General features: G+C 34.4%; 15 protein-coding genes and 1 pseudogene. 7 read left to right on the forward strand and 9 right to left on the reverse strand.

The window, feature by feature from the left end; genetic code table 11:
* Positions 1-60: 60 nt before the first annotated feature.
* On the reverse strand, positions 61-1,065 hold the full coding sequence (ruvB, locus tag GQ589_RS05750; RefSeq protein ID WP_160399742.1) for a Holliday junction branch migration DNA helicase RuvB: 1,005 nt from the start codon (positions 1,063-1,065) through the stop codon (positions 61-63).
* Positions 1,066-1,078: 13 nt separating this feature from the next.
* Positions 1,079-1,687 carry a Holliday junction branch migration protein RuvA gene (gene ruvA, locus GQ589_RS05755; protein ID WP_160399741.1) on the reverse strand — a complete coding sequence of 203 codons (609 nt, stop codon included), beginning with the start codon at positions 1,685-1,687 and terminating at the stop codon, positions 1,079-1,081.
* Positions 1,688-1,954: 267 nt separating this feature from the next.
* Between ruvA and GQ589_RS05760 the strand changes: the two genes are divergently transcribed.
* Positions 1,955-2,761: a cold-shock protein gene (locus GQ589_RS05760; protein ID WP_160425082.1), complete on the forward strand. Its 807-nt coding sequence runs from the start codon at positions 1,955-1,957 to the stop codon at positions 2,759-2,761.
* A 66-nt stretch (positions 2,762-2,827) separates the two neighbouring features.
* Here the strand turns inward: GQ589_RS05760 and GQ589_RS05765 are convergent, their stop codons facing one another.
* Together GQ589_RS05765 and dnaX are read right to left on the reverse strand one after the other, a co-directional pair.
* Complete coding sequence (locus GQ589_RS05765) at positions 2,828-3,166, reverse strand: YbaB/EbfC family nucleoid-associated protein (RefSeq protein WP_065635232.1); 339 nt, start codon at positions 3,164-3,166, stop codon at positions 2,828-2,830.
* 33 nt (positions 3,167-3,199) lie between these two features.
* Positions 3,200-5,449 (reverse strand): DNA polymerase III subunit gamma/tau, encoded by a 2,250-nt coding sequence (gene dnaX / locus GQ589_RS05770; protein ID WP_160425084.1) that lies wholly within the window; start codon positions 5,447-5,449, stop codon positions 3,200-3,202.
* A gap of 508 nt (positions 5,450-5,957) precedes the next feature.
* Between dnaX and GQ589_RS05775 the strand changes: the two are divergent.
* Positions 5,958-6,269 (forward strand): annotated as a pseudogene (locus GQ589_RS05775) (DUF805 domain-containing protein); the annotation flags it as partial.
* 126 nt (positions 6,270-6,395) lie between these two features.
* On the opposite strand, the gene GQ589_RS05780 reads toward GQ589_RS05775, so the two are convergent.
* Entirely contained in the window at positions 6,396-7,013 is a 618-nt protein-coding gene (locus tag GQ589_RS05780) for a riboflavin synthase subunit alpha (RefSeq protein WP_160412156.1), read from the reverse strand.
* A 191-nt stretch (positions 7,014-7,204) separates the two neighbouring features.
* On the opposite strand from GQ589_RS05780, the gene crcB reads away from it, so the two are divergent.
* Together crcB and GQ589_RS05790 are read left to right on the forward strand one after the other, a co-directional pair.
* The gene (gene crcB / locus GQ589_RS05785; RefSeq protein ID WP_160399730.1) at positions 7,205-7,582 is read left to right on the forward strand and encodes a fluoride efflux transporter CrcB; all 378 of its coding nucleotides are present in this window, start codon (positions 7,205-7,207) and stop codon (positions 7,580-7,582) included.
* Between the two features lie 106 nt (positions 7,583-7,688).
* Entirely contained in the window at positions 7,689-8,099 is a 411-nt protein-coding gene (locus GQ589_RS05790) for a SulA-like leucine-rich domain-containing protein (RefSeq protein ID WP_160399729.1), read from the forward strand.
* Between the two features lie 14 nt (positions 8,100-8,113).
* On the opposite strand, the gene GQ589_RS05795 is transcribed toward GQ589_RS05790, so the two are convergent.
* On the reverse strand, positions 8,114-9,625 hold the full coding sequence (locus GQ589_RS05795) for a class I adenylate-forming enzyme family protein (RefSeq protein WP_160425086.1): 1,512 nt from the start codon (positions 9,623-9,625) through the stop codon (positions 8,114-8,116).
* Positions 9,622-10,461: an SDR family NAD(P)-dependent oxidoreductase gene (locus GQ589_RS05800; RefSeq protein WP_160425089.1), complete on the reverse strand. Its 840-nt coding sequence runs from the start codon at positions 10,459-10,461 to the stop codon at positions 9,622-9,624. The genes GQ589_RS05795 and GQ589_RS05800 overlap by 4 nt, the downstream gene beginning before the upstream one ends.
* Before the next feature lie 970 nt (positions 10,462-11,431).
* Between GQ589_RS05800 and GQ589_RS12205 the strand changes: the two genes are divergently transcribed.
* Together GQ589_RS12205 and GQ589_RS05810 are read left to right on the forward strand one after the other, a co-directional pair.
* Entirely contained in the window at positions 11,432-12,181 is a 750-nt protein-coding gene (locus GQ589_RS12205) for a hypothetical protein (protein ID WP_202115035.1), read from the forward strand.
* Positions 12,182-12,243: 62 nt separating this feature from the next.
* A complete protein-coding gene (locus tag GQ589_RS05810; RefSeq protein ID WP_160412159.1) occupies positions 12,244-12,567 on the forward strand; it encodes a hypothetical protein in 324 nt (107 codons plus the stop codon).
* Between the two features lie 89 nt (positions 12,568-12,656).
* On the opposite strand, the gene GQ589_RS05815 is transcribed toward GQ589_RS05810, so the two are convergent.
* Entirely contained in the window at positions 12,657-13,553 is an 897-nt protein-coding gene (locus tag GQ589_RS05815) for a DUF4261 domain-containing protein (RefSeq protein ID WP_160425091.1), read from the reverse strand.
* 116 nt (positions 13,554-13,669) lie between these two features.
* Positions 13,670-14,581, reverse strand: a complete 912-nt coding sequence (locus tag GQ589_RS05820; protein WP_160425093.1) for a LysR family transcriptional regulator — start codon at positions 14,579-14,581, stop codon at positions 13,670-13,672.
* Positions 14,582-14,723: 142 nt separating this feature from the next.
* Between GQ589_RS05820 and GQ589_RS05825 the strand changes: the two genes are divergently transcribed.
* Positions 14,724-15,125, forward strand: a complete 402-nt coding sequence (locus GQ589_RS05825; RefSeq protein ID WP_160412165.1) for a DoxX family protein — start codon at positions 14,724-14,726, stop codon at positions 15,123-15,125.
* The last annotated feature ends 127 nt before the right edge of the window (positions 15,126-15,252 follow it).

Raw genomic sequence — 15,252 nt, forward strand, 5'->3', positions numbered from 1 at the left:
TTAGAATAATAAATCACATATTTATCAACAAAATATTAATAATAAATTAAAGATATCCGCCTATGCATCTTGAATAATGCCAAAATGCCGATACGCATGTGGTGTTGCAATTCTGCCACGAGGCGTTCGTTGAATATAACCTTGTTGAATTAAAAAAGGCTCAAGTACATCTTCGATCGTTTCACGTTCTTCACCGATAGCTGCAGCAATGTTATCGAGACCAACGGGGCCACCCATAAATTTTTCAATAATGGCTAGCAATAATTTACGATCCATATAATCAAACCCTTCGTTATCAACATCAAGCATATCAAGTGCTTGAGTAGCTATTTTTTGATCGATAACACCTTTTGATTTTACATCGGCATAATCACGCACACGGCGCAAAAGACGATTAGCAATCCGAGGGGTACCTCGAGAACGTTTAGCAATTAAATGTGCACCTTCATCTGACAAATCCATCCCCAAAAATTTGGCACTACGACTCACAATATACTCCAAATCCTCGACACGATAAAACTCAAGACGTTGCACAATACCAAAACGATCACGTAGTGGCGAAGTTAATGACCCAGCACGCGTTGTTGCACCAATTAACGTAAAAGGGGGAAGATCAATTTTAATCGAACGCGCAGCAGGTCCTTCACCAATCATAATATCCAATTGATAATCTTCCATTGCTGGATATAAAATTTCCTCAACAACAGGAGACAATCGATGGATTTCATCAATAAACAACACATCATTAGGCTCTAAATTGGTCAGCATAGCAGCTAAATCGCCAGCTTTTTCGAGCACAGGGCCAGAAGTAGTCCGTAGATTAACATTCATTTCATTAGCAACGATATTAGCTAACGTGGTTTTCCCCAATCCTGGTGGCCCAAAAATCAACACATGATCGAGTGCATCTTTACGTTGTTTGGCTGCTTGAATAAAGATCTTCATCTGTTCACGCACCTGTGGTTGCCCAATATATTCATCCAAACATTTAGGACGAATTGCACGATCTAGTGATTCTTCTTCCTTTTGCGCTTGTGGAGCAATCAAACGATCCGCTTCAATCATAATCAATCCCTATTTACAGTGCCGACTTTAAGGCTTCACGAATCAGCGTTTCGCTATCCATTTCAGGTTTAATGACTTTACTAATAATACGGCTAGCTTCTTGTGGTTTATAGCCTAATGCAATTAGAGCCGAAACCGCCTCGCCTTCAATTTGATTAGCCGATTTTTGAACGTTATCCATATCAACAAACGTACTAGTATTGGATAATGGTTCTCCTAAATGCTTAATACGATCTTTCATTTCAACAATTAACCGCTGTGCTGTTTTATTGCCCACACCGGGTAGCTTAACTAAAGTCTTAATTTCGCCCTGTTCAACCGCACCAATAAATTGCGATGCTGACATACCTGACAAAATAGCTAACGCTAATTTAGGTCCCACACCATTAACTTTAATAAGTTCACGAAATAACTCGCGCTCTTGCTCTTGATTAAATCCATAAAGTACTTGCGCATCTTCACGCACAGCAAAATGAGTTAATACAATAACTTCTTGCCCGTTTTCAGGTAATTCATAAAAACAGGTCATCGGCATAAACACATTATAACCGACGCCACCAACTTCAATCAGAACTTTCGGGGGTTGTTTTTCAATAATGGTGCCACGTAAACGACCAATCACAATATATCCTTAAAAATAAAGCATAACAATTAAGCAAATAATTGGTTAGTTTACCCGATAGCAAACAAATAATAAAGAAAAACTGTATAAATAGACAGGCAAATCAAAAGTTAATTACAGCATATATCATTTTACTAAATGATATATGGAATGAATCTATATATAATACTGATTAAAATAGTCGCTTTGTCTATAGAGGTTGTAGTTATTCAATAATCAAAAATTATGTTTTGAAGTCATAATTTATTCCATTAAGGAGCGTTATATATGATTAGTCAAATAAAAAAACTTTGTAAAGATAAAAATAATGAAGATGCCTATTATGGATTTGTAAGAGCATTGGATGAAGGAAAGGATTATTACTTTACCAAAAAGGATTTTGATAATTTACCTATAGATGAAATAGAAATAGGCCTACGAGTGGCATTTACTGCTAATGAAAAAGATTCAGGTCAACGATTTGCAACAAATATTAAAATCATCAGAGATCAAGCAACAGAAAACAATCAACGGAGCCTATCTGATGATAAATCTTTGAAAAATAAAATTGATTCCCAAGGCTATCAAGCACTTTTAATAAATTCTGTCCAACAAATCAAGTATATTAACGAACCACTGGCGTTTGAAGATTCAGTCTTCAATTTATTAAAAGTGATTGGTTTAAATAAAATATTTCAATTTGATCGTGATAATCAAGCGGGTAAGGCCGATGGCTTTTTTATTATCGAAAATTTAGCTGTAATGTATGACTGTACGCTGCAAAAAAACTTTGAATCGTTTAAAGAAGAACAAATAGAAAACTACATAAATAAACTAAACCAAAAAGCACAATTAACTTTCAACATTAAAAAAAATGATGGTGGAATCACCCCTAAAACAATTCCATTAACAGGCAAAAATAAACAAGTTTGGATTATTACCAAAGGAGAAAGCAAAGAGATAAGCGATTTCGATAATGTGAAAGTAAAAGAAATTTCGATATATGACTTATGTGAAATTTACAAAAAGCGATTAAGTGATATTACTTATGATAATGAAAAACTAGTAAACGATTTTATCTTTATTGGAAAATAATTTTTAGCAAAAAAACAGAAAGAAAATATAATTTTTCTTCCTGCTCACACTCAAAATAATCTATTTTTAAAACGGCATTTTAAAACCTGGTGGTAATTGCATGCCACCTGTTACTTGCGCCATTCGCTCTTTTTGCGCTTCGTCTAAACGGCGGCTTGCATCGTTATAAGCTGCCGCAATAAGATCTTCTAGCATTTCTTTATCATCTTCGGTTAATAGCGATGGATCGATTTCAACACGTTTACAGCTATGTGTACCATTAACGGTCACTTTAACCATACCTGCACCTGATTCGCCTGTAACTTCTAATTTAGCGATCTCTTCTTGCGCTTGTTGCATTTTTGCTTGCATTTGTTGGGCTTGTTTCATTAAGTTGCCCAATCCACCTTTTCCACCTGAAAACATAATAATTCCTCGTTTAAAAAAATATGACCATGATTATACAGGACGAACACTTGCTTCATCAATCTTAGCGTCAAAATATCGGCAAATTGTTGCCACTTTTGGATCTTCGGCAACGGCTATCTTTGCCTGCGCAAGTTTTTCTTGGTACAACTCCTCGCGCATTTCGATTGGTGTTTTATAATTTAGATCATCATCAATAATAATATTCACATCAAGCTCTTGATTACGATGTTTACAAAGGGCTTTTTTTACTTTAATCACATTCGATATCGAATTAATCAAATGCTTAACGCTTGAACGCAGGTGCAACACAATCATCCCATCATCTGTTTGTTCAAAAAAAGAGTTAACGACAATTTGCTTAATCAAAGGTGACAAATCCAATTGCTCAATTTCAGCACACCATGCATCCTTTTGAGCCATTTCGGCAATCAACTTTTTAGTCATTTCGGGTGTTTTTTCACCGTTAAGAGACTCACGAAAAGCTTTCGTATCCACAACAAGCTCTTCTTTCATCGGAATTAAGCCACTAGCTTGCCATTGATAATTTTCAGCAGTGATTTCTTCTTCCTCGTCATCATTATCGATACGACTATCACCGCTATCAGTATTGACAGACTCAACAGAAACAGAATTTTGCTTAATCCGCTCAAGTGATGCGTTGATGACTGAACTTTTAGGTTGAGCAGCCTTAGTTGCATCAACCGCTTTAGACTTTTTTGGATTTTGTTCCTCTTTCATCAACTGCATGCGCATTTCTAAAATACTCTTAGTCACCGACGAAACTTCATCAGGAATCGCTAAATCATCACCTCCTGATTTAGCCGTTTGTTCAACTTTAGGGCTGGCAACTAACGACTTATCATGCGCAGGTTTAGAAGAAACATGCGGTTGTTCAGGTTCAGATAAAGGCGAACCAAGCGCTGATTGTTGTGCTTCAAGTGAAGAGGGTTTAACGGGCTCTGAATGATTAACCGCATTATGTCCTAGCTGACTTACTTGTGGTGCCTTTGTAGCTTCTGCTGGTGTTGTTGCATGCGAAATTTGCGTTTGAGAATTAACTGACTTATTACCCTCTGCTTGCTTCGATACATTCGTTTTCCCCATTGCTTGAACTTGAGCTTGGGCTTGGGCTTGAGCTTGGGATTGAGTTTGCGATTGTGACTGTAGCGCAGTTGGAGAAACAACTGCATCAACGTCCTTTGGCATAAAAGCCAAGGCCCGCAAAAAGCTCATTTCAACACCAATTTTTTTATCGGGAGCAAAAGCAAGCTCTTTACGACCCATTAACAAAATTTGATAAAACAACTGCACATCATTCGGAGCCATATATTGTGCTAAAAAACGGATACGTTCTTCGTTATCGGTATAATCGCCTAATGCGGTTGGCACCACTTGTAATAACGCAATTTGGTGCAATAGCGTAATGGTTTCGGCTAATAAATTGTCCCAATCAGCACCTTGAATTGCCGCAGACTCGATTTGTTGCATTAAGGCATTACCGTCACAATGATGCAATGCTTCGAGCAACGAAAATGGGATCGATTTATCAAGTGTACCAAGCATTACAGATACTGATTCAGCGTCGACTTTACCGTTACCAAGGGCAATGGCTTGATCAGTTAAACTTAGCGCATCACGCATACTACCATTAGCAGCTTTAGCCAATAGGCCAATGGCTTTAGGATCATGAATAATTTGTTCTAACTGTAAAATATGATCCAGTTGTTTGCTGATTAACGTCGAATCAAGCACATTTAAATGCAAATGCAAACAGCGTGACAAAATAGTAATTGGCAACTTTTGAGGATCGGTAGTTGCCAATAAAAATTTAACGTGTTCGGGTGGCTCTTCTAAGGTTTTTAGTAATGCATTAAAGCTACTGCGTGACAGCATATGAACTTCGTCAATCAAGTAGACCTTAAAACGCCCTTTGGTTGGCAAGTATTGAATGTTATCAAGGATTTCGCGCGTGTCCTCGACCTTGGTTCGCGATGCTGCGTCGATTTCGAGCAAATCAACAAATCGCCCTTGCTCAATATCACGACAATTATCACAAACCCCACAAGGCGTTGCCGTAATACCCGTTTCACAATTGAGTCCTTTTGCTAATAAACGTGCAATTGATGTTTTACCCACACCCCGCGTGCCTGAAAACAAATAAGCATGATGAACACGACCAAGTGATAAAGCATTAGACAAAATTTTAAGGACATGCTCCTGCCCCACTACTTCAGAAAATGATTTTGGTCGCCATTTGCGTGCTAAAACTTGATAACTCATAATCACCATAACTTATTGCCATTGAATTTGGCGCTAATCATACCACAAACCAATAAAATAGTCTTTAAACTGCCGATAATTAATGCAATATTGAACAACAAAAATCACTCTACAATTAGTCAAAAACTCTACTGTAAAAAATAACCAACTTATTGATAAAGAGCACAAGATAGGATTGAAAAGGATTTGATTTTAAACAAAAAAAGAAAAATAAAAAACTTCAATAAAATCAATACCTTTCCTGACCGTTTTTTGAGTAATGATTAGATCTTTTTATCTCCTATTTTAAAAAACACTCAAAATTAACAAACTTTCGAATACAATCAACTAAAAGAATATTCGTTAATAAAATACTATTACCTTGCTAATATGAAAATTTGAAATAATCATTATCTTATTATATAGTCGCACAGTTTTTTATAAAATAAAAAATACATAAGGAGTATTAAGTGTTAAATAAAGCCATTAATTCATGACTTAATGGCTATAAAAAGTATTTTGTTATAAAGGTCGTTCAACTCGTAGTGAGTTTGGTTATTTTATTCTTATCCAAATGATAGCATCGATGTTTTTTACTACAATTGGAGTGAAAATATTACCACTTTTTTTAATTATGCTTTGTTTGGTTATATTTTTGATTGTTAGCTTCTTAGCAATGTTATCCTACAATGTTAGACGACTACATGATGCAGGAATGAGTGGTTGGTGGTGCCTTGCTTATTTTATCGCTGGAGCAGTTTTAATAGGCGTATCTCTAGTAATGACTCCAACTCCAGGTGCAAACCAATACGGACCAGATCCAAGAACATCATCAAAATAATAAAATCCCCCGCCTTACTAGGTGGGGGTACAGATTATCCTTATATCCAATCCCCCTAATCTTAATTATTTTATCTAACCTTTATTCTAAGTTTTAAAGTAACTTTCATCTTGATATTTTAACGATTTAATTAACCCAATTTTTTGTTGCTAATACTCGCTCAACGGTATCGACAATTGCTTGAGTTTGAGAATCAATTTCGATATTAACTTTGTCCCCAATTTTTTTAGCATCTAATGTGGTAATGGCAAGCGTTTCAGGAATTAGATGAATCTGAAAACAACTATCGTTAACCTTACCAACTGTCAAGCTTGCACCATCAATCCCAATAAAGCCCTTATATAATACATACTTACTAAACTCTACAGGCAACTGTAACATCATTTGGCAATTGGTTGCGGTTTTTTGAATATCAACAATCGTTGCAGTACAAGAAATATGACCAGACATAATATGTCCACCTACTTCATCGCCATATTTTGCACTACGTTCAATATTAACAAAATCATGGACTTTCTTATCGCCTAATGTCGTTAACGCTAAGGTTTCTTGCATAATATCAAACGATACCCAATCTTGCTCAAAACCTGTCACCGTCAAGCAACAACCATCATTAGCAATTGAAGCACCAATTTCAATTTTATTGGCCAATTGATGTGGCAATTTAACTTTATATGTTCTTAATTTATCTTTATCTTCAATATCAATAATCTGACCAACACCTTGCACAATACCTGTAAACATATATAAACCTCAATACTTAATAATACTCAACATTCTATCTCAATCTGCTTAGAATTTCCTATTTCTATTTTCTACTGGTATGATCGCTTCAAATGTTTATGCATCAATTATTATTGATATCGATAGCAAATTCATATTTCAATTTTATAAAATAACTTTTTATTTCAGTATATAAGCAAGGACATATCATTATGTTAAAACTGATTTTAGCTATTTCGATCGGTTCGGTGGCGGGTGGTTTGTTGCGTTGGTTTTTATCGCTTAAATTAAATATTATTGCTTTTGCAATTCCGCTAGGCACATTACTGTCTAATTTGGTTGCAGGTTATATTATTGGTTTTGCCATTGCCTTTTTTAACCATTCTAACCTTTCTGCCGAATGGCGTTTGCTTGTGATAACCGGTTTTTGTGGTGGACTATCAACTTTTTCGACTTTTTCAGCCGAAATTGTTAACTTTTTACAAGAAGGTCGAATATCTTGGGGCTTAGCAGCCATATTGATTCATGTAATTGGCTCTGTTTTAATGACATTTTTAGGGATTTTATCGTACCAATATTTGCGATCTTAAAGTGATTTAATTAACAAATAATACAAAAAATAATCACAAATAGAGTTTACAACACCAAAATACTGTATTAATATACACTGTATATAGGTACAGCATTGAGGTTATTATGCTAATTGAACATTCATCACAACAACTTATGGCAATTCATTTTGAATCACCTTTTCAACAACTGTTACAACAACAACGCTCTTTATTAAAATCACTTAATAAAGCCAAAAAATGGCAATTATGGCTTTCTGAACGCCCAATGTTAAAACGTTCATGGATCAATACTGCAGGGTTAGACAAACAAAAAGTTGTTCATTTAAGTAATTTAAAAAACGAAAATCTAATATCGACAATAGAAAAGGCACTACGAAGCCAAACCTGCAGTTATATCGTTGCGTGCATCAACGATCTTAATGAACAAGACAAACAACGATTACAACAAGCCGTATTATCAAGTAATACCTGCCTACTTTTAGTTAACGATGAACAACCAAATGAACAACACGGACAGCCAATTCAATATCATTAAATTACAAAATATGACTAACAAGACAAATACAGTTGAGTTAGTCGTTTTCGATCAACTTTACCGATCTTTGTCATAGGTAATTGATCGATAATATTGATCTTTTTCGGCATTTGATAACGGGCAATTTGAGACTTTAACCAACAAAATAGTACTGTTTCGGTTAATTTACTATTAGGTACTAAAACAACAAAAGCCACTAACCGTTGCCCAAATTCTGTATCAGGAACACTAATAACAGCGGTATCTTTAATTTCAAGATGCGATAGTAAATGTTGCTCTAGTTCAAACGGATAAACGTTTTCCCCACCTGAAACAATCATGTCATCTACTCGACCTTTTAGATAATAAAATCCCTCAGCATCTTTATCAGCCAAATCCCCAGTTGCAACCCAACGCTTGCCCAACGTTGACCAAGCACATTTGATATAAAGCTCCTTTTTATCTTCTTTTGCTACTAATTTAGCGCAAAGGCCTTTAAGTGGCCTGCCTATTGTCGTTGGCTTGATAGCTAAATCATCGGGAGTGGCAATCATACAAACGCCAGCTTCAGACGTGCCATACAAATTGAATAAAACCTTACCAAGCTGATCTAATGTTTGTTTAACCAACATCGCAGTAATCGGTGCTCCACCAGTAATAATACAACTCAGGCTTTTAAGTTGATCAACAGAATATGTCAACATTCGATTTAACATTAAAGGCACCAATGTCACCACTTCAATTTGATTATCAGCAATTAATTGACATGATCTTTTAGCTTCAAACCGCCTAGTTAAAAACATGGTTGCCCCTAATAATACCGACATACATAAAGTCGCTATACCAAAACCATGATAAATCGGTGTAGCAATATAGATTTTTTTATAATGGCTAAGTTTCAATTTTACTAATAACTGCAAAAATGGACGCATAAAATTCTGCGCTTTACTGCTACGCCCTGCCATCTTAAAGCGCCCCGTTGTACCACTGGTTAAAACTGTTACCTTAGCAAAGTGCGTCACTTTAATTTTAGTTTGAGGTGTTAACGGCAAAGCGGTTAATAATGAATAAACAGAAGTTTGGCTTTCATGATAAGTTGGCAAGCTGTTTTTTATAGGTGGTAGCGCAATAACATCAGGATCATAAATGACCCAATCAAATTGCACATTATTGCTAATATCATTAACTTGTGCCGCCGATAGCTCAGTATTTAATAAATAAATATCAGCCCCAAGCTTTGCCACTGCAAATAAAGCATGAACCAAAATTGTGTGATTACTTGCCATAATAGCGACTTTTTGATGAGGTTTAATACCACAATGTAACGCTAATTGCATTGCCAAATGTTGAGATTGACAATAAAGTGTGCGGTAATTAATACAAACACCATCTTGGCTAATCGCAATTTGCTCAGGGCAAAGTCTTTGGCGAATATATAGCAAAGCCATTAAATTCATACCAACAAGACGAATACTAGCAAATAAACACCTAATGCCTTTAAAGGTCAATAATTGCGTTTTATACAAAGCTAAAATCGATTTTATCATTGTTTTTTCTTAATATAATAATAATTTAATTTGCACCAAACGCCGTTAAAAATAACAGAGGCCAGTTGCCCCAAAATCGCCCACCATGGTTTATATTGACGTTTTTTGGTAACAAGCAAACGACTAATAATAGTTGCCACTTGGTTAGGTTGCAGTGCAGGAAGTTTTTTATAGATTTTAGTCGGCGCTATCATTCGGGTTTTAACTAAAGGCAAATAAGCTGTCGAAACGGCTATCTGCTGGTTTTCAAACTCGCTACTAGCACAACGTAGCCACTGGTCAAAAGCGGTTTTAGATGCTTGATAAGCCGCCCAATTAACAGTTGGTGCTAACAAAACGTTTATTGCCGAAACATTAACAATGTGCCCTTTCGATTGTTGTAATTTAGGAACTAATGCCAAACACAATTTAACGGGAGCCAAATAGTTTAGCTTAATGGTTCTTTCAAAATCATGCATACGATCTAACGATTGCATAATTGGGCGGCAAATTGATATACCTGCGTTATTAATAAAGACATCAACATGATAAGGTTCTAAATAAGTAATAAAACTATCTAACTGTTTAGCATCGCGCAAATCGGCACTAAACAGTGCAACTTTTGCTTTTTTGTTTGATAACGATTGCTTAATGAATTGCAATTTATCTGCTGTTCTAGCCACTAAAATCAGTTGACACTCAATATCAGCCAAAAGATAACATAACGCCTCACCAACTCCAAAACTAGCGCCAGTAATAATAATTGTTTTATGTTGTAAAGACTGTGTTAACTGGCAAAAATTGGGCTTGCGTATAGGGAAAAGGAGATAATTAAGCAATTCAATCAAAATCTTCATCGGTCAATAATTAATATTTTAACGTAACAGTATAAAATTAATGCTAAACAAGTCAATATGATAGATATTTTAACAAAAGCCGACAGCACAACAAATCATTGCCATAGGAATAAAAATTGGAAATATAATCCTCCCCACTAATATCAAATGATATTTATTTCATGATTTGTTTTAAATGATATGCTTATTGGCTTTGGCAATAAATATTGTTCAGACAACGCATTAATTTGTTTATAAGCCATCCCTTTACTTGTAAATAGCACTTGATAATAACCATTTTCCAAAGCCAAATTTGATTTATCCTTTTCAAGGAATTTTTTATCACCTAATGTTTTTTTGAAGATAAATTGGTATACCGAACAGTAATTTCATCATCTAAATTTTCTTGATAAAAAATGATTAATACACTTTTATCATAATTCTTATATCCAGCTAAAAACTCAAGATAAATTTTAAGTTGCAGTAACGCATCAGGACTAGTAAATTGGTATGAATATTATTTAGACTCGGCAATAATACCGGTGTTTTCATCGGCTTTTAATTTTATAATAACGTCTTTGTTCGGTAAAATATTTTTATACGCACATCCACAAAGACTAAAAATAAGGATAAGAATAAAAAAAAATTTTTTCGTTATATCTTTTCTATTTTAAGTATCGGGATGGAAATGAATTATTATTCTATGTAATCCATTTTTCTATAAACCTATTAAACTTTACAGTAGAATTATCACTTAACAATATGAGTAGTTAAATTACTTTAAATTTTCAACTAAATTTTAGTGCTATTTGCCTAATTTGTTTACTGATTTTACATACTGTATCATCGATTTAGACAACAAAAATCAATTTAACCTAACAATTCATCTCAAAAAAGAATAAAATTCATTAAATATTATCGAAAACAGGGGAATATTTTTGCCAGATCGCCCTTAAATTAATCGCAAAAGAATAGTGCTAAGTAGGAACAGATGAATACACCCCAAAAATGGTTAAGATTTTTAATTAATGAGGATTGCACATTTGAACAATTATTGGACAATCTTGAGCAGACCTTCAACAGTACATTCACCTATAAAAATGACAGTAGCATAGCTAAGGCTAAATTAGATGATTTTACAATAATGGTTCATGACAAAATCGATCGTATTTTTGATATTGCTCTTCGTCCAACTTATATTCTTAGTTTTATGATTGCAAGAGATAAATGCCTTAATTGTCACGTTGAAGAGCATATTCAAACAACTTTAACCTCTCATGGTATCACTTATCAACAATCACAAGTAAAAGATCTTGCCTATCCCATTGAACTTCCTTTTTGGCAAGCACCCAACAATGATCTTGTTATAAAATCTAGCGGCGATAAGTTAACCGCCTATTGTAAAATATGGTACAAACCAGCAAAATATTCTAAATTTACAGGAATATTTCAGTTTTCTGATGTTTGGGCAATGCGTTTTGAACGAAACAAACAGCTTGCTTACTATAGCCATTGTGATGGTGATGATTTTAATGCTTGTTATTGGATTATTCCAGAATCATCATGGCTTGAACAATTAAAAAATGAACGACAATCCCATTTTCCTGATTGGCAACATTATGATTGTGGTGATTATTGGCATTATATTGTTCAAAGCGATAAATTTTATGTAGAGGTCATCGCAAAACAAATCGAAATATCAAAAAAACAATTAAATGGAATCTTTTTAGCAAAAAAATGAATCATTTAAAATTTTTTATAAACAATTTTATACAAACAAACAGAAAACAACGATATCACTTTTTGCTTCATAGCAAATGGAAAAAATTTTCCAGTAATATTAAACATCTTGATAACCATTTAAATCACTATTGTGTAAAAATTGATAACAATACTTTTGAGGCATTTAATCAAATAGTAAAACATTATTCGATTAAATCAGGCTACTACTATGATGCCAATACTAAAGGAATAGAAATATCGACAACTTGCTTAGATTGCATTTGTGATGATAGCCTGCTTATTTGCACTGATAACAATATTGCATTCTATTTCCATCATGATGGGTGGTTATGGTTTTGCCAAGTTAAACAATCGGAAAATAATCTATTTAGTGGTAGCCTATAATGATGAAAGAAATTAGCATAAACTAAAACGCCTATTTAAAATTAGGCGTTTTAGTTTATTAGATTGCTTTTTTAACACGTTGCTATTTATCAGATTGAGTTATTATTAATTTCAACCACCAAAACATGGCCTGTATCTTTTAAAAAATACTCATCACCTTTAGGTGCACGTAGTGACATTATTTTATTATCCCCTACTTCCATAGTATCTCCTGGTACCATTGTTGCACCACTATCACGCAAATACTGTAGAATATTACCAAACATATCAAAATAGTATTCGCCCTCATCATGGGTATTTGCCAATACAGCAAAATCTGGCAAACAAAAAACACTGGCACCATAGGTACGCATCCAAACACCTTTAACGTTTTCGACATCATATTTAACAAAACCACAAAAAAACGTCGGTAAACAATAACATAAACTATTAATACCATCTTTATCTGCGATTAGTTTATGAATAACATTAACAGGCAACGAAGTATGGCCATTAGGATTAATCACCGCTAAGGCATTAAATGGCTCAAAACAAGCTGCTACATAAGTTAAAGCTAAATATTGCTCAAGCACATCTTGGTCATATCCCACATAATATAAAAGCAAATGGCTATCGTTATGACGAATTTGTTCTTTAAGCTCCTGACTATAATGAGCAGGAGTAACACACTCCTCTAAAATATCAACAGGATAAGGTGCGTTAATACCAAACAGCTTTACCACATGCTTTCCCCAACCTACTAAGGCATAAGATCCCTCATCCAACTGCCCAAAAGGAGTTTGATATTGTGCGTTTTTTAGTGTGGGATTTAACTTACGCAGCGAATCTAACAAATCACTTTCATTAAAGTTGAGCGAACCTTTAAATACAATACTTAACGATAATGCTTCTTTAATATTGGTATTTTCGATCAATACATCATCTGCTTGGCAAAATTGAGACTGCGGTTGGGACTTTTTGCCAAACAAGCGTGAAAATAAACTCATTTCTAATTCCTTATTTATTATTCATTTATTTTATTAAAATTGATATTAAATCTAATTGTATTATTTCAATAAATTATATGATTTCAGAAAATATCTCAAATAATAACTATTATTTTTTAGTTAACAGACCATTCATAATCATTTAGTTCACTAACTAAAAAATCAATTAAACAACGAGTTCGAAGTGGTAACAATTTACGACTTGGATAAACTGCATAAATATTCAAATCCTCAATATTGTAATCCAACAAAACACGCACCAATCGCCCTATTTTTAGGTCTTGACCAATAATAAAATCAGGTTGCAACGAAATACCTCCGCCTTGTAACATAATTTGGCGACAAGTATCACCATTATTACAATAGACATTCGCTTTTAAGTTAACTGACTGACGGGTATTACCTTTATAAAAGTGCCATTGCTCTTTTTTAGCCCACTGACTATACATCACAATTTTATGATTGAACAAATCGTTAGGATCATTCGGCATGCCATACTTAGCAATATAATCAGGCGACGCGGCGGCGATAATTTGCGTAGTGGCCAACTTACGACAAATCAGCGACGAACTTTCTAACTGGCCTATTCGAACAGCAAGATCGTAACCCTCTTCAAGCAAATCAACCACACGATCTGATAATGTAATATCTAGTTCAATTTTGGGATATTTATCGATAAAATTTTGCCATAAAGGTGCCAAGTGCAAAATACCAAAACTCACAGGCACATTAACCCGAAGAATACCTTGAGGACTTGCTTGATCTAAAGTGAGGTTATTTTCAGCTTCTATAGTGGCATTAATAATGGCTTTAGCTTGCAAATAAAAAATTTGCCCTTCGTGAGTAATAACCATTTTGCGAGTGGTTCGTTGCAATAACCGAACTTGCAAGCGATCTTCTAATGCTTGAATATAACGTGACACCGCCTGCTTAGACATATTTAATTTAATTGCCGCATCAACAAAGCTACTACAATCAACCACCGCCACAAAAACCGTCATTTCTAGTAATTTGTTAGATCTATCCATTTGCTTTCACCTACACAAATCAATTGTTCCATTTATTATGACAATAAATCACATAATAGCTTATTTATCTACAAAATAATAACCATTATGATAAACAAACAGTAATAATTGATCGTAATAATCAACCTATAGGACATCAAAAATGAAATACTACCAAATAGATCTAGCTTCGCTAATATTACGAATTGCATTAGGTGTTATGTTTTTAGCGCATGGTTTCACCAAACTATTTGTCTTTACTCCAACAGGCACCGCACAATATTTTCAATCACTTGGCTTTCCAAGTTTTGTAGGTTACTTAACAATTATGTTTGAAATTGGTGGTGGTCTATTATTACTTTTAGGCATTTTAACGCGCATTATTAGTTTATTAGCAGTGATTCAAATGACTGTTATTACATTTATTCACTCGGTGAATGGCTGGTCATTTAGTAATTCAGGTGGCGGTTGGGAATACCCAGCTTTTATGGCCCTCACTGCGCTTAGTTTAGTGTTGTTGGGGAGTGGTCGATTTAGTGTGTTGCCTAAGTATATTGCATATTAGTGAGGATATTAGCTATTTTTTGACAAAACACCCAAAAAACATAAATAAAATCAACACCTTTCCTGAATGATTTTTGGGTGGAGAATATCGCCTTTTTTAGATGATTAGAATAGATTAGGTGTAGGAT

The sequence above is a fragment of the Gilliamella sp. Pas-s27 genome, assembly GCF_009795865.1.
Classification (GTDB): Bacteria; Pseudomonadota; Gammaproteobacteria; order Enterobacterales; family Orbaceae; genus Gilliamella.

What these genes read in the sequence shown, in the direction of transcription:
- ruvB (WP_160399742.1), bottom strand. Translation starts at nt 1,065, where the DNA reads ATGATTGAAGCGGATCGTTTGATTGCTCCACAAGCGCAAAAGGAAGAA.
- GQ589_RS05760 (WP_160425082.1), top strand. Translation starts at nt 1,955, where the DNA reads ATGATTAGTCAAATAAAAAAACTTTGTAAAGATAAAAATAATGAAGAT.
- GQ589_RS05800 (WP_160425089.1), bottom strand. Translation starts at nt 10,461, where the DNA reads ATGAAGATTTTGATTGAATTGCTTAATTATCTCCTTTTCCCTATACGC.
- GQ589_RS05765 (WP_065635232.1), bottom strand. Translation starts at nt 3,166, where the DNA reads ATGTTTTCAGGTGGAAAAGGTGGATTGGGCAACTTAATGAAACAAGCC.
- crcB (WP_160399730.1), top strand. Translation starts at nt 7,205, where the DNA reads ATGTTAAAACTGATTTTAGCTATTTCGATCGGTTCGGTGGCGGGTGGT.
- GQ589_RS05795 (WP_160425086.1), bottom strand. Translation starts at nt 9,625, where the DNA reads ATGATAAAATCGATTTTAGCTTTGTATAAAACGCAATTATTGACCTTT.
- GQ589_RS05790 (WP_160399729.1), top strand. Translation starts at nt 7,689, where the DNA reads ATGCTAATTGAACATTCATCACAACAACTTATGGCAATTCATTTTGAA.
- GQ589_RS05815 (WP_160425091.1), bottom strand. Translation starts at nt 13,553, where the DNA reads ATGAGTTTATTTTCACGCTTGTTTGGCAAAAAGTCCCAACCGCAGTCT.
- GQ589_RS05825 (WP_160412165.1), top strand. Translation starts at nt 14,724, where the DNA reads ATGAAATACTACCAAATAGATCTAGCTTCGCTAATATTACGAATTGCA.
- dnaX (WP_160425084.1), bottom strand. Translation starts at nt 5,449, where the DNA reads ATGAGTTATCAAGTTTTAGCACGCAAATGGCGACCAAAATCATTTTCT.
- GQ589_RS05780 (WP_160412156.1), bottom strand. Translation starts at nt 7,013, where the DNA reads ATGTTTACAGGTATTGTGCAAGGTGTTGGTCAGATTATTGATATTGAA.
- GQ589_RS05820 (WP_160425093.1), bottom strand. Translation starts at nt 14,581, where the DNA reads ATGGATAGATCTAACAAATTACTAGAAATGACGGTTTTTGTGGCGGTG.
- GQ589_RS12205 (WP_202115035.1), top strand. Translation starts at nt 11,432, where the DNA reads ATGAATACACCCCAAAAATGGTTAAGATTTTTAATTAATGAGGATTGC.